Origin of the sequence: Streptomyces sp. NPDC021225, from assembly GCF_044332865.1 — a bacterium.
GTDB lineage: Bacteria > Actinomycetota > Actinomycetes > Streptomycetales > Streptomycetaceae > Streptomyces.
Genome location: NZ_JBIRPV010000016.1, coordinates 147,997 through 161,984 on the forward strand (window position 1 = coordinate 147,997; position 13,988 = coordinate 161,984).

Annotated in this window: 13 protein-coding genes; 3 read left to right on the forward strand and 10 right to left on the reverse strand. The window is 70.4% G+C overall.

The window, feature by feature from the left end; all coding sequences use genetic code 11:
• Positions 1–74: 74 nt before the first annotated feature.
• The 5 genes from ACH4S9_RS41810 to ACH4S9_RS41830 are packed head-to-tail and all read right to left on the reverse strand — an operon-like array spanning position 75 to position 4,702.
• Positions 75–1,562: an aldehyde dehydrogenase gene (locus tag ACH4S9_RS41810; protein ID WP_361184810.1), complete on the reverse strand. Its 1,488-nt coding sequence runs from the start codon at positions 1,560–1,562 to the stop codon at positions 75–77.
• On the reverse strand, positions 1,559–2,404 hold the full coding sequence (locus tag ACH4S9_RS41815; RefSeq protein WP_398376952.1) for an alpha/beta fold hydrolase: 846 nt from the start codon (positions 2,402–2,404) through the stop codon (positions 1,559–1,561). The genes ACH4S9_RS41810 and ACH4S9_RS41815 overlap by 4 nt, the downstream gene beginning before the upstream one ends.
• Positions 2,405–2,421: 17 nt before the next feature.
• Entirely contained in the window at positions 2,422–2,973 is a 552-nt protein-coding gene (locus tag ACH4S9_RS41820) for an amino acid synthesis family protein (RefSeq protein WP_385341958.1), read from the reverse strand.
• Positions 2,970–3,581, reverse strand: coding sequence for an amino acid synthesis family protein (locus tag ACH4S9_RS41825; RefSeq protein ID WP_358845669.1), 612 nt, complete (start codon positions 3,579–3,581; stop codon positions 2,970–2,972). Before ACH4S9_RS41825 ends, ACH4S9_RS41820 begins: the two co-directional genes overlap by 4 nt.
• The gene (locus ACH4S9_RS41830) at positions 3,578–4,702 is read right to left on the reverse strand and encodes an LLM class flavin-dependent oxidoreductase (RefSeq protein ID WP_311722966.1); all 1,125 of its coding nucleotides are present in this window, start codon (positions 4,700–4,702) and stop codon (positions 3,578–3,580) included. The genes ACH4S9_RS41825 and ACH4S9_RS41830 overlap by 4 nt, the downstream gene beginning before the upstream one ends.
• 209 nt (positions 4,703–4,911) lie before the next feature.
• Between ACH4S9_RS41830 and ACH4S9_RS41835 the strand changes: the two genes are divergently transcribed.
• Entirely contained in the window at positions 4,912–5,829 is a 918-nt protein-coding gene (locus ACH4S9_RS41835; protein ID WP_311722965.1) for a flavin reductase, read from the forward strand.
• Positions 5,830–5,911: 82 nt separating this feature from the next.
• Positions 5,912–7,339, forward strand: a complete 1,428-nt coding sequence (locus ACH4S9_RS41840) for a cytosine permease (RefSeq protein ID WP_311722964.1) — start codon at positions 5,912–5,914, stop codon at positions 7,337–7,339.
• Positions 7,340–7,412: 73 nt separating this feature from the next.
• Here the strand turns inward: ACH4S9_RS41840 and ACH4S9_RS41845 are convergent, their stop codons facing one another.
• A complete protein-coding gene (locus ACH4S9_RS41845; RefSeq protein ID WP_398376915.1) occupies positions 7,413–8,090 on the reverse strand; it encodes a GntR family transcriptional regulator in 678 nt (225 codons plus the stop codon).
• Between the two features lie 177 nt (positions 8,091–8,267).
• Here ACH4S9_RS41845 and ACH4S9_RS41850 point away from each other — a divergent pair, with 177 nt between their 5' ends.
• Complete coding sequence (locus tag ACH4S9_RS41850) at positions 8,268–9,329, forward strand: PHP domain-containing protein (RefSeq protein WP_398376916.1); 1,062 nt, start codon at positions 8,268–8,270, stop codon at positions 9,327–9,329.
• Between the two features lie 15 nt (positions 9,330–9,344).
• On the opposite strand, the gene ACH4S9_RS41855 is transcribed toward ACH4S9_RS41850, so the two are convergent.
• The 4 genes from ACH4S9_RS41855 to ACH4S9_RS41870 form a co-directional block, all read right to left on the reverse strand.
• The gene (locus ACH4S9_RS41855; RefSeq protein WP_311722961.1) at positions 9,345–10,181 is read right to left on the reverse strand and encodes a carbohydrate ABC transporter permease; all 837 of its coding nucleotides are present in this window, start codon (positions 10,179–10,181) and stop codon (positions 9,345–9,347) included.
• Positions 10,178–11,158 carry a carbohydrate ABC transporter permease gene (locus ACH4S9_RS41860; protein WP_385351492.1) on the reverse strand — a complete coding sequence of 327 codons (981 nt, stop codon included), beginning with the start codon at positions 11,156–11,158 and terminating at the stop codon, positions 10,178–10,180. The genes ACH4S9_RS41855 and ACH4S9_RS41860 overlap by 4 nt, the downstream gene beginning before the upstream one ends.
• Complete coding sequence (locus tag ACH4S9_RS41865) at positions 11,155–12,459, reverse strand: ABC transporter substrate-binding protein (RefSeq protein WP_398376917.1); 1,305 nt, start codon at positions 12,457–12,459, stop codon at positions 11,155–11,157. Before ACH4S9_RS41865 ends, ACH4S9_RS41860 begins: the two co-directional genes overlap by 4 nt.
• A gap of 81 nt (positions 12,460–12,540) precedes the next feature.
• On the reverse strand, positions 12,541–13,785 hold the full coding sequence (locus ACH4S9_RS41870; protein WP_394816711.1) for an aminotransferase class V-fold PLP-dependent enzyme: 1,245 nt from the start codon (positions 13,783–13,785) through the stop codon (positions 12,541–12,543).
• Between the last annotated feature and the right edge of the window lie 203 nt (positions 13,786–13,988).

Here is a 13,988-nt window from a genome sequence, read left to right on the forward strand (position 1 = left end):
CGCCCGCCGTCAACCGGCGCGGGCCCTGGTGTGAGCCCGCGCCGGTCGCTGCCATGCAAGACAAGCGCATCTGCTCATGACCTCAGGATGAAGGGATCCCCCGCGGGCTCCTCGCTCGTATTGATCCACACGCTCTTCAGCCGGGTGTACTCCCGGATGACCTCCGTGCCGTGCTCGGTCCCCACGCCGCTGCTCTTGAAGCCCGCCCGGGGCGACATCGGCGACATCGAGCGATAGGTGTTGGCCCACACCGTGCCCGCCTCCAGCCGGGCGGCCATCCGGTGGACACGGTTGACGTCCCGGGTCCACACGCCCGCCGCGAGGCCGTACGAGGAGTCGTTGGCGATCGCCAGCGCCTCCTCCTCGGAGCCGAACGGCATCACCGTGGCGACCGGCCCGAAGATCTCCTCCTGGCAGATGCGCATGGAGTTGTCGGTGCCGGTGAAGACGGTGGGGGAGTAGAAGTACCCGTCGAGGTCCACCTGGGGACGCCGCCCGCCGCACACCACCTTGCCGCCCTCGGCCTGCCCCAGCTCGACATACGACTCGACCTTCGCCAGCTGGTCGGCGATGGCCAGCGGGCCCAGTTCGGTGGTCTCCTCCAGCGGGTCCCCGATCCGGATCGTGGCCGCCCTCGCCGTCACCCGCTCCAGGACCTCGTCGTACACCTCCCGGTGCACCAGCACCCGGCTGCCCGCCACACAGGTCTGGCCGGCGGCCGCGAAGATCCCGGCGATCACACCCATGGCCGCCGAGCCGAGGTCTGCGTCCGGGAAGATGATGTTGGGCGACTTCCCGCCGAGCTCCAGGGTGCAGCGGATGAGCCGGTCCGCGCAGGTGCGGGCGATACGGCGGCCGGTCTCGGTGGAACCGGTGAACGTCACCTTCGCCACGCCCGGGTGCTCGGTCAGCGGCGCGCCCGCGCCCGCGCCGAGGCCGGTGACCACATTGACCACCCCGGGCGGGAAGCCTGCCCGCTCGAAGAGCGGCGCGAGCGCCAGCAGCGAGGCCGAGGTGTGCTCGGAGGGCTTGACGACCACCGTGTTCCCGGCAGCGAGGGCCGGGGCGAGCTTGGTGGCGGTGAGCAGCAGCGGGGAGTTCCACGGAGTGATGGCGCCGACCACGCCGACCGGTTCGCGCAGCGTGTAGTTGAGCAGGGTGCGGGTCGCACCGGGGATCACCTCGCCGTGGATCTTGTCGGCCAGCCCGGCGTAGTAGTGGAAGTACTCCGGCAGCCCGGCCATCTGGGCCCGCATCTCACGCAGCAGCTTGCCGTTGTCGAGGGTCTCGGTACGGGCCAGCTCCTCGGCGTGTTCGCCGATCAGCTCGGCCAGGGCGCGCAGCAGCCGCCCGCGCCCGGTCTGGCTCAGATCGCGCCAGCGCGGGTCCTCGAAGGCGGTGCGGGCCGCGGCGACCGCGCGGTCCACATCGGCGGCGGTGCCGCTCGCCGCCTCGTACCAGGGCTCGGCGGTGGCCGGGTTGAGGCTCGGGAAGTAGCCGCCGTCGGCGGGGGCGGTCCACTCGCCCGCGATGTAGTGGTCGTGGCGCGGCAGGCGGTTCATGGGCGGTGACACTCCTGTCCGGTGTGGCTGAGGATCACGTCGGTGAGCCCTTCCGGGGACTCCAGCGGCAGCAGATGGCGGGCTCCGGGCACGATCACCGCCCGGCCGCCGGGGATCCGCCCGGCCAGTCGGCGCGACATCTCCGGGGTCGAGCCGGGGTCGTCCGCGCCGGTCACCGCGAGGGTGGGGGCGCCGATCCGGGGCAGCAGCGGCCACAGCCCGGCGTCGGCGGTCGCGAACACGTCGTAGCAGGCGAGATAGGAGGCCCGGTCGTTGGCCAGCAGGGTGCCGAGCACGTCCTGCGCCAGGCCGGGCTCCTGGGCCCGCCAGCCGGGCGAGAACCATCTGTCGACAGCCGCCCACGCGGACGCCCCGAAGTCCCGGGCGGCCAGCTCCCTGCGCCGCGCCACCGCCACCCGCTCCTCCTCGGTGCGCCCGGCGACCGAGCTGACGAGGGTGAGCGAGGCGGCGAGCTCGGGCCGGGCCAGCCCGAGCTGCTGGGCCACCAGGGCGCCGAGCGAGAAGCCGACGAGGTGCGTGGGGCCGTCCAGCAGCGCCGCGACATCCGCGGCCAGTTCGGCGAGGGACACCCCGGCGGCCGCGGCGGGGGAGGCGCCATGACCGCGCAGATCGACCAGGGTCACCCGGTGCCGGGCCGCGAGCCGGGGCAGGCAGCGGTCCCACAGGTGGCGGTCGAGCCCGACGCCGTGCAGCAGCATCAGGCCGGGGCCCTCGCCGTGCGTCTCGTGGCTCAGCGCGACCGAGGCGAGGGCTTGTGCCCGGGGCGGCCGGTCGAGGCCGCCGGCCCCGGACCCGCGATCGAGAGCCCGTGCCGTGCCCATGTCGCTCACGGCGTCCCTCACCGTTCCGTCGACAGCGGGGCCAGCCGGGCCTGCGGACGCCCCTGGGCGGCGGCCGCCAGACCGATCACGATCTCGTCGGCGCGCGGCCCGTCCGGCACCCGGGCCTCGATGCTCTGGTGGTGCGAGCGGACGGTCGCGTCGGTGATGTGCTTGAGCGGTATGTCGAAGACGGTGCCCGCCGCGGCCCGCTTCTCCACCGCCGGCAGCAGCGTGGTGGCCTGCGCGGCCCGGCGGAAGTGGTCGCCGAACTTGAGCGTGTGGATCAGCCCGGAGCCGTGCTCGACCTCCCCGTCCAGGCCCACGACGGCGGCCTTGCCGTACGCCTCCACCGGCGCGCCCAGCGCCTCGACCACCCGGGGGGCCAGCAGCTCGCCGAGTTTCGGGGCGACCTCGTCGATCCCGGGCAGCAGATCCGCGACATAGCCCTGCCCGGCCCAGGGGTTCTCGATCACGGCGAGCACCACCGCGGTACGGGCCGGCGGGTCGACCGGGCGGCCGCCTTCGGTGTGGATGTCCTCGGTGAAGGTGATGATCTTGCGGATGTTCACGGGGCGGTCTCCAGATCGGCGAGGCGTACGAGGGGGTCGGTGGCGCGGTCCCCGATCCGCGCGTTCGGACGGGGGCCGGACGCGCCGGCCGCGACGACGACGATCTCGTCCGGCCGGGGCGCGTCGGGGACCCGGATATGGCAGGTCTGGTAGTGCGAGCGGGTCGCGGCCGCGGTCTTGTGCCACAGCGGTACGGTCAGCGGCTCGCCGGCCGGGAACCGGTCGTCGCTGAAGACGATGATCGAGGTGCCCTCGGTCAGCTCGCGGAGGACATTGCCGAAGAACGGCGTGTGGATCAGCGCGCCGCCGTGCTCGATCTCCCCGTCCAGCCCCACGATCGCGGCCTTGCCGAAGGACTCGACGCGCCCGACCCCGCCCAGCGCCTCGATCACCCGGTCGGTGAGCAGCCGCGCCAGCCCCGGCGCGATCGCCTCGACCTCGGGCTGTAGATCGGCGACGAAGCCGCGCCCGGCCCAGGGGTTGCGGATCACCGCGGCCGCGGCGGCCCGGCGCACCGGCACGGCCACCGGGCGGCCGAGCTCCAGCAGCAGCTCGTCGGTCACGGTCACCACCTTCCGCAGCCCGGCCAGGCCGTTCGCGGCACTCATGAGGTGAACTCCGGCATGACCTTCTCCGCGAACAGCTCCAGGCTGCGCATCGCCTTGCGGTGCTCCAGGCCGGGGTGGGTGGTCCACAGCAGCAGATGCTCCAGACCCACCTCGTCACGCAGCTCGGCGATCTTCTCCGTGACGTACTCCGGGGTGCCGACCAGCAGGTTGCGCCCGTGCAGAAAGTCGAAGGACAGCTCGTGGGCGTCGGTGAGTTCCTCGCCCGCCTCCATCAGGTTGGCCAGGCCCCGCCAGTGCATGATCCACCGGTAGGTGGTCATCAGCGACTCCTCGAAGTCGGCACGGGCCTGTTCCATGGTGTCCGCGACATAGACGTCGCGGACCAGGCCGATGCCCTCGCCGAGCGCGTACTCGCGGCCCGAGGCCCGGCTGGCGGTGGCGCGGTAGAGCTCGAAGCGCTCCTTGAGCGCGGAGACCGGCGGCAGCCAGAACATGCCCTGGACGCCCTCGGCCGCGGCCGCCTGGATCGAGCGGGGGCTGTCGATGACCTGCCACAGGGGCGGGTGCGGGCGCTGTAGCGGGAACGGCGTGACCTGCATCTTGGTGATCACCCCGGCCTCGGTGTACTCGGGGGTGGCGGGGGAGAGCGGGTGGTTCCACTTCACACCGGGGGCAGGAAACTCGTAAAACTGTCCTTTGTGGGAGAAAAACTCGCCGCTCCACGCCTTGCGCAGGATCTCCACGGTCTCCTCGTACAGCGCGCGGTTCCGCTCCTGGTCGCGCGGGTCGGCCAGGGCGTTGAGGTTGAGCGCCTCCCGTCCGTACAGGCCGCGCCCGAGGCCCACCTCGACCCGGCCGCCGGACAGCTGGTCGAGCATGGCGATGTCCTCGGCGAGCCGCAGCGGATGCCAGAAGGTGGCGATGCTCGCGGCCTGGCCGATCCTGATGCGCTCGGTGCGGGCGGCGATGTCCGCGCCCATGAGGACCGGGTTCGGGGTGATCTCGATCGCCTCGTGCCCGAAGTGGTGCTCCGTGTACCAGGTGGACCAGAAACCGGCCCGCTCCGCGGCGATCGCGAACTCGCGGGCCTCGTCCATGACATGGGCGTAGGAGTCGAGCCGCCCAGGCGCTCCGAGGTTGTGGAATATCGAAAATCGCATCCGATGACCCTCCAGCTCAAGCTGTGCCATGGCAGCGAGGCTAGGAGTCCGGTTTCGACTCGTCAAGGGTTAGCGTCAAGACGACAACATTGACCTGTGTATTTGGCGCCGACCAGGGTCTTCAGGGCTCTTTCTGTCCGAGGTGTTGACAGCGGCTGGTGCCGTTCTTACCGTCCTCTGCCATACAAGAGCTGAGTGAGGGAACCGTCATGACGCGAACTCTTGACCGCACCGCCCGAATCCGCTCCGCCTGGCGGGCCGCCTGGGACCAGGGCCGCCTCGAGGCGCTGGACGAACTGCTCAGCCCCGGCTATGTCCGGCGCCGCGGACCGGCCGGCGCCCCGCAGGACCGGGAGCAGTTCAAGGACTCTGTCCGCGCCGTCCGCCAGGCCTTTCCCGATCTGCGGACCGAGATCGAGGAGATCGTCGAGGACGGCGAACGGCTGGCGATCCGCTGGCGCTCCACCGGCCGCCACACCGGGGACTTTCTCGGTGTGCCGCCCACCGGCCGGCCGGTCGAGGTGTCCGGCGCGACCTTCAGCCGCTTCGACGGGGCCGCGGTGGCCGAGGAGTGGGTCACCTTCGACTCCCGCCAACTGCTCGAGGCGCTGGGAATCGTCACCACCACCCAGCGGGCCGCGGCCGACGCCGAGCTGGTGCGCGGGGTGCACCGCAAGTTCATCACCGGGGTGACCGTGGTGACCTGCGACGACGACGGCAGGCCCCGGGGCCTCGCGGTCAACGCCTTCGCCAGCATCTCCCTGGACCCGCCCATGGTGCTGGTCTGCGTCCAGCGCAGCTCCACCACCCACCCCGCGCTCCACCGCGCCACCCACCTCGGCATCAACATCCTGGCCGCCGGCCAGCTGGATGTGGCCAGGACCTTCGCCTCCAAGGCCGACGACAAGTTCGCCGGGCACCCCTGGACCCCAGGCGGCCACGGCGTGCCGCTGCTCGATGGGTGCTGCGCCCAGCTGGAGGTGGAGATCGGCGAGCGGCTGGAGGCCGGCAGCCACACCGTCTTCACCGGCCGGGTGGTCCACGCCCACCACGACGACCTGGCGCCGCTGGTCTACAGCGGAGGCGGGTTCTTCGACATCTCGCAGACGGCACCCCTGCCGTGGTGAGCCGAGCCGGTCCGCGCCCGTACGCGCTTCCGCACCCCGCCACCCCCCGACGCCCACCTCCTCCCGTCCCCAGGAGCACCCCATGACGCATGACGCCCCCGCGCCGGTGTACGGCAGCGCGGTCACCAAGGTCGAACCCTTCGGGGTCGACCACATCCCCGACAACGAGCGGCACGGCAAGCCCAGCTCACAGTTCTTCGTCTGGTTCGCCGCCGGCCTCAACTTCCCCATCATCCTGCTCGGATTCAGCGCGGCCTGGTTCGGGCTGAGCTTCACCGCCGCCGTCGCCGCGATCGTCCTGGGTGCCGCGCTCGGCTCGCTGCTGATGGCGGTGATGTCCCGGATGGGCGTACGGCTCGGTGTGCCGCAGCAGATCCAGGCGCGCGGCCCGCTCGGCTTCTTCGGCAACTTCCTGCCCGTGGCCTACATCAATGTCTTCGCCGGGATCGGGTGGGCGTCGGTCACCGTGATCCTGGGCGGAAAGGCGTTCGCGGAGCTGACCCATCTGCCGTTCTGGCTCTGCGCGCTGGCGCTCACCGCCGTCGAACTGGTGGTGTCCGTCTACGGCTACAACATGATCAATTATCTACAGCGGGTGCTCACCTATGTCCTTACCCCGCTGTTTGTGATGATCACGGTGGTCGCCGTGGTCCGCGGCGGAGGCACCTTCGGCGCCGACCCGCACGCCAAGGGGTACATCGGCGGCACAGGCGGCTGGATCACCTTCGGCGGCTGGTTCCTGTCGTTCCTGGTCGCCTGGGCGCCGTTCGCCTCCGACTACTCCCGCTATCTGCCCGACTCGCCGCAGGTGGTGAAGCGCACCGCCTGGTACACCGGGCTCGGCAACTTCGTCACCATCTGCTGGCTCGGCATCCTGGGCGTGCTGGTGGGCTCCAGCGCCACCAGCACGGACTCCATCACCGCCCTGCACGAGCTGGCCGGCCCGTTCGCCGTGCCCGCGCTCATCGCGATCACCCTGTCCGCGCTCGCGCAGAACTTCCTCAACGTCTACGGCGGCGCGATCTCCGTCCAGACGCTGAAGGTGCCGGTCAGCCGCACCCAGGCGGTCGTGGTGATCTGTCTGCTGGCCTATGCGATCAGCCTGTGGGGCGAGTCCGGGACCGAGGACAAGTTCAAGGTCTTCCTCAACCTCACCGCGTACTTCATCGCCCCCTTCGCGGCCGTGCTGCTGCTCGACTACCACCTGGGCGGACGCTCCGACCCGGCCAGGATCGCCGAGCTGTACGACCGGAGCAGGGTGCTCGGCTGGGGCTTCGTGGCCTGGGCGGGCGGGGTGCTGGCCTCGGTGCCGTTCTGGCAGTCCAGCTTCTACACAGGGCCCTTCTCGGCGGCGTACCCGGGCGCGGGCGACCTGAGCATGTTCGTCGCGTCCGGCGCGTCCGTGGTGCTCTATCTGCTGACCTACCGACTGCGGCCGCTGTGGGTGCGCGAGGACGCTACCGCGCCTGCTCTGAGTACGGAGGAACCTGCGGTGGTCGCGGGCTCCTGAGGGGGATATCGGCGGCGGGCGGCATCGCTGAGGCGGTGCCGCCCGATCGCGGTGGCGGGCCCGGCGGGGTGCCTCAGCCCTCCGCCCGGGACGTGTCGTCGCGCAGCGCGGAGCGCAGCTGGTCGCGGGCGTCGCCGAGATGTGCGCGCAGGGCGGCGAGGGCCGCCTCGCGGTCGCCGCGGCGGGCGGCGTCCAGCAGTGCGGCGTGGTTCTCGGCCGGGGAGTGCAGATCGACGCCCTGGGCGTTGGTGATGTCGAGGACCACCGCGAACGTCGGCCGGTACTGCTCCCATACCGCGATCAGCCGCCGGTGCCCGGACAGCTCGTAGAACCGCGAGTGGAAGTCCAGGTCGGCCTCGGCGAACAGCCGGGCATCGGCCCGGCCGGCGGCCTGCCGCATGCGTTCCACACACGCCTGGGAGCGGGCCCAGTCGGCGTCCCGGGCCTTGTTCATGGCCAGGGACAGGGCCAGGCTCTCCAGGGACTCGCGCAGGGTGTACAGCTCCTCGACGTCCTCGGCGTCCAGGCCGGTGACATAGACCCCGCGCCGCTGGGAGGCGACCAGCCCCTCCGCCTCGAGCCGGCGCAGCGCGTCCCGCACCGGGCCGCGGCTGACGTCGAAGCGCTCGGCCAGCTGGCCCTCCACCAGGTGGGTACCGGGCCGCAGCCGGCCGCTGATGACCTGGACCCGCAGCTCATGGGCGACGCGCTCGCCCAGAGAGTCCTCCCGCTTGATCGCAAGGTTGTCCACGTCGGGCACCTCTCGCTCGCTCCCTGCCTGTCCGGTCAACGGTTGACGGACGGTCATTATCGCGGACCGGCGGCACCGCTCTCGCCACCGGCGCCGGCGGACGCGCGCAGGCGCGGGAAGGAGCGACACGCGACCCTGGAGAGGGGGCCGGCAGCCGTCGGAAAGGCAGGGCAGGCCATGGATCCCGTGGAGGCGCTGGACCGGATCGCGTTCCTCCTCGAGCGCGACCAGGCCCCGACCTATCGCGTACGCGCCTTCCGTACGGCCGCCGAGCTGCTGGGCCGGCTGCCCGCCGAGGACGTGGCGCGGCGGGCGGCTTCGGGCACGCTGGAGTCGCTGAAGGGGATCGGCCCCACGACCTCCCAGGTGATCCGGGAGGCGCTGGCCGGAGGGGTGCCCGGCTATCTGGCGAAGCTGGAGGCCGGGTACGAAGCGGGAGCAGCGGGAGCAGCGGGAGCAGCGGGGGCCGGCCGGCCGGACGAGCGGCCCGGGGCCGCGCTGCGCGCCGCCCTGCGCGGCGACTGCCATCTGCACTCCGACTGGTCGGACGGGGGCTCGCCGATCGAGCTGATGGCCCGCACCGCGGCCCGACTCGGCCACGAGTGGGCCGTGCTCACCGACCACTCGCCCCGGCTGACCGTGGCCCGAGGCCTGTCCGCGGACCGGCTGCGCGAACAGCTGGAGGTGATCGCGGAGCTGAACGGGCGGCTCGCACCCTTCCGGCTGCTCACCGGCATCGAGGTCGACATCCTCCTCGACGGCTCCCTGGACCAGGAGCCGGAGCTGCTGGACCGGCTGGACGTGGTGGTGGCCTCGGTCCACTCCAAGCTGCGGATGGACCCCCGCCCCATGACCCGCCGGATGGTCGCGGCCATCGGCAATCCCCTGGTCGATGTGTTGGGGCACTGCACCGGGCGGCTGCTCGACGGACGCCGCCCGGAGTCGCGCTTCGACGCCGACGAGGTGTTCGGCGCCTGCGCCGCCTCGGGCACGGCCGTGGAGATCAACTGCCGTCCGGAGCGCCTTGACCCGCCGCGCCGGCTGCTGCGCCAGGCCGTCGAGGCGGGCGTCCTCTTCTCGATCGACACCGACGCGCACGCCCCGGGCCAGCTCGACTGGCAGATCCATGGCTGCGCCCGGGCCGAGGAGTGCGGCGTCTCCCCGGAGCGGGTCGTCAACACCTGGACCGCCCGTCGGCTGCTGACCTGGACCCGCACCCGCCGGGCCCCCCGCCGCTGAAACCCGCGGCGGCCCCTATCCCTTCACCGCGCCCGAGGTCAGCCCCTGCACGATGTGGCGGCTGGCGAAGGCGAACAGCACCATGGTCGGCACGATGGTGAGCACGGCCGCCGCGGACATCGAACCCCAGTCGATGTTGAAGCTGGAGATGAAGCCGTTCAGCGCCGTGGGGACGGTCTTGTTCGCGTCGCTGTTCATCAGGGTGACCGACAGGAACAGCTCGTTCCAGCAGTTCACGAAGTTGAAGATGAACGCGGCCACGATGCCCGGCTTCATCACGGGCAGCAGCACCCGGAACAGCGCCCCGAACCGCGAACACCCGTCGATCATGGCCGCTTCCTCCAGCGCGTCCGGGATGTTCTCGAAGAACCCGCGGAGCATCACGGTGCTGAACGGAATGCACACCGCGATGTAGACGAGGATGAGCCCGAGCCGGTTGTCGACCAGTTTCAGCTGGGTCATCATCATGTACAGCGGCCCGAGCGCGATGAACGACGGAATCATCTGGGTGACCAGGGCGGCCATCAGCAGCGCCGTCTTGCTCCGGAACTCGAACCGCGCCAGCACATAGGCCGAGAGCACGGAAATGGCCGTCGCCACCGTGCCCGCCACCGTCGCGACGAGCAGGCTGTTGGTGAGGTAGTCGCCGAACCGGGCCTTTCCGAACAGCCCACTGTAGTTCTCCAGGGAGAAGTGCTCGGGCCAGTAGGCGATCGGAAAGGTGAAGATGTCGCCGGGCGCTTTGAAGGAGGTGACGGCGATCCAGTAGAGCGGGAAGACCGTGATGATCAGCCATACCGAGAGAAAGGCGATCCGGGTCACGCGTCCCGCGACGGTCTCCTTGTTCATCAAGACCTCGCTCCCTTCTTCTCGCGGGTGGCCATGAGGTAGAAGACGGAGAACACCAGGAGCAGCCCGACCACGACGAGACCGAGCGCCGAGGCCTTTCCGTAGTCGCCCTGCTGGGTGATCGTGATCATCCAGGTGGTCACGATGTGTGTCTCATTGGACGGTCCGCCGCCGGTCATCCCGAAGATGATGTCGGGGAAGTTGAAGATCCAGATGACCCGGAGCAGCACGGTCAGCGCCAGCGTGGCGCGGATGTACGGAATGGTGACCTGGAACAGCGTGCGGGCCTTGCCCGCCCCGTCGAGTTCGGCCGCCTCGTACAGCTCGTCGGGGATCGACTGGAGGGCCGCCAGGATCATGATGGCGAAGAAGGTGACGCCGTACCAGACATTGGCGATGATGACGGCGACCATGGCCGTCTTCGGATCCGCCAGCCAGGGGATCGGCTCGTCGATCAGGCCGGCCTTCGAGAGCAGATCGTTGATGACGCCGAATTCGCTGTTGAACATCCAGCGGAACAGGATGCCGATGAGAAATCCGGAGATGGCCCACGGGAAGAAGATCAACGCCTGGTAGAGCCCCCGGAAGCGGAAGCGCCGGCGCAGCCACAGGGCGATCGCGAAGCCGATCACCAGCTGCGGTACGAGCGAGGCGACCACCCAGATCAGGGTGTTGTCGAGCACGGTGTAGAACACCGGGTCCCGGAAGATCTCCTGGAAGTTCCTGATCCCCACCCACGAGGTGTCGGTGAGGTCGTTGAGGTTCCAGTTGCGGAACGCCATCTGACTGCCCGAGACCATCGGGTAGTAGATGAACACCGAGACGAAGAGCACGGCCGGAGCCATGAACCCGGCGATCGCCAGGCTCCGGCGGACGGTGAACACCGGTCTGCGCGAGCGCGGGTCCGCCGTCTTGACCGGCGCGGGCCGGGCGCCCCCCTGGGAGGGGCGCCCCGCCTGCTTGGAGGTGGACAGGCTCACGTCTGGCTCTTCCACTTCTTCGTCCAGTACGCGTCCCAGTCGGCCAGCAGCTCCTTGGGCGTCATCTTGCCCAGCAGCATCTTCTGCACCTCGGCGTCGGACTTCTGGATCCACTCGGTCCACCAGGACGCGTCACGCGGCTGGGTGACGGTGAGGTACTTGTCCGGGTTCTCGGTCATCGTCACATAGCTCGCCCAGGGCCCGGTCTTGTAGAAGGAGTCCTCGGCCGCGCCCTTGAGGATCGGCACCAGGCTGTTCTCCTTGGTGAAGGTGGTCGAGGCGTCGCCCTGCGAGAGGAACTCGACCAGCTTGATCGCCTCCGCCTTGTGCTTGCTGCCGGCGGCTATGCCCCAGCCCGCGCTCGCCACCGGCTGGATCGCCTTGCCGCTGGGGCCGGCCAGCAGGGGAGCCGTGGTCCACTGGCTCTCCTTGATGGACTTCGACTGCCGCACCGTGGCGATGACCTCGGGGTCCTGAAGCAGGAAGGCCGTGGAGCCGTTGGAGAAGCCCTCCACCATCTCCGGGTAGCCCCAGGCGACCGACGAGGGCGGCGACGCCTCCTTGAACAGCTTGAGGTAGGTGTTCATGGCGTCCAGCGCCTCGGGCGCCGAGAAGATCGTCTTGCCGTCGGTGAGCTTGAACCCGTTGTCGCGGTCGATCTTGTCCGCGACATACGCCTCGATGACGGCGACCGCGTTGCTGTTGGCGTTGGCCCCGCCCCGGAAGGCGTAGCCGTACTGGCGCTTGGACGGGTTCTGGATCTTGCTCGCCTGGTTCAGCAGCTCGGCCCAGCTGGCCGGCGGGTTCTTGAAGCCCGCCTCCTGGACAAGGTCGGAGCGGTAGAACAGGCTCAACCCGTAGAAGCCGTAGGGGATGTAGTACGTGCGGCCCTTGGCGTCCTTGGAGTACTTGACGGCGTTGTCGGTGAGGTCCTTCCAGCCGCCCCACCCCTTCAGATCCTTGCCCATGTCGTAGAGCCAGCCGTTGGTGGACCACGGCCCGGCGGTGATGTCCCGCACCTCGAGCGTGTCCACGCCGCTGCCGGACTGGAGCATCTGCTGGATCTTCTGGTCCGCCTGATCGGTCGGCGGCGAGATCAGATCGACCTTGATCTTCGGGTTCTGCTTCTCGAAGTCCGCGATGAGCTTCTTCAGAACCTCGGTGCGGCTGGGATTGGTCAGGCTCTCGACCATCTTGAGGTGGACCGAGCCGTCGCTCACCCCGGAGGTACAGCCCGTCATGGCCGTCATGACCGTGGTGGCGGCCAGGCCGAGGGCGATGACTGCCTTCCTTCTTCTCATCCCTGTCCTCATTCCATGGGAGTTCCGTGGGTATCGATATGCGCCACGGCCGTGGCGGGTCACGAAGGTGTGCCGGCGTCGCTACGGGGCGACGCCCGGGGTGCGGGCCCATTCGGCGAGCACCGGGACACAGCGCTCGGCGAAGTACTCGTAGTCGGCCGCCGTGTTGTACACATGCGTCGACAGGCGGAAGTAACCGATGCCGCCGAAGCTGGTGAAGGCCGCTTCCACACCCAGCTCATGGGCCATCCGGTCGCGCAGCGCGTCGGCCTCGAGGCGGGTGGCGCCGAGCCCCGCGGGAAGCCGGACCAGGCGCATCGGGCCCACCGGCATGCCGACGTCCACGGCCGTGCTCTCGCCCATGACCTCGGCGAAGGCCTCGCCGATGACGCGCTCGGCGTAGTCGGCCAGGTCGCTCATATAGGTACGGGCGCGGTCCCAGCCCCAGGTGGCGTCGATGAAGTCCACGGCGGTCGGCGCCGCCAGATAGCCGGTGACGTCCACCGTCCCCTGGGTGTCGAACCGGTCGGGGAAGGGGTCGCCGGCGCCCCAGGAGTCGATCAGGGGATGGAGCTCGTCGCGCAGCGGACCCCGGGCGACCAGGGCCGCGGTGCCGCGCGGTGCGCAGCCGAACTTGTGCAGATTGCCGACCCAGAAGTCGCAGTCGAGGCCCGCGAGCGGGTCGGCGATCAGACCGGGCACATGCGCCCCGTCCACCAGGAGCGGAATGCCCCGCTCCCGCGCCGTCGCGGCGATCCGCTCCACCGGCATCCGGCGGGCGGTCGCCGAGGTGATGTGGTCCAGCACGATCAGCCCGGTGGCCTCGCTCAGCCCGGACACCACGGCCGCGTGGGCCCGCTCCTCATCGGCGTCGAGCGGCACATGCACGGTACGGACCGTGGCGCCCTGGCGCCGGGCCAGGCGCTCGGCCCCCATGGTCACCGCCCCGTACCCGTGGTCGGTGACCAGGATCTCGGCGCCGGACCGCAGCGGCACATTCGCGTACACCACGCTGGCGCCGCCGCTCGCGTTCGGCACCAGGGCGAGGTCCTGGGGCGCGACGCGCAGAAACCCGGCGACGGCCGTCCGGGCGGCCGCGACCCGGCCCGGCAGCGTCGCGAACCACACCACGGGCGACCGGTCCATCTCCTCGCGCAGCCGCTGCTGCTCGCGCTGCGCCACCACCGGAACCGCCCCGAAGGACCCGTGGTTGAGATGGCGCTGCCCGGGGTGCAGGGACCACGCCTCCGCGGCCGGGCGGCCGTCGGGAAGGAGCAGGGGGCGTGGTGCTGTGCTCACGTCGGTCTCACTCACGTGACTGGACATCTCCCAGGAATCGGGCCGAGACATCAGACACTCAGTGAAGATAGGTCTGATGACTTGGCCGGTGACTTGGCCCGGGATCCTGGCACAGCAGCGAGGATGAAGGCAATAGGTGTACGCCGCCGATAAGTCATCTGATGACTTGCCGCCGCCGTGGGGGAGAGATCTGATGAATCGGTAGGGTGGGAGCCGGAGGCCCGGCGCCG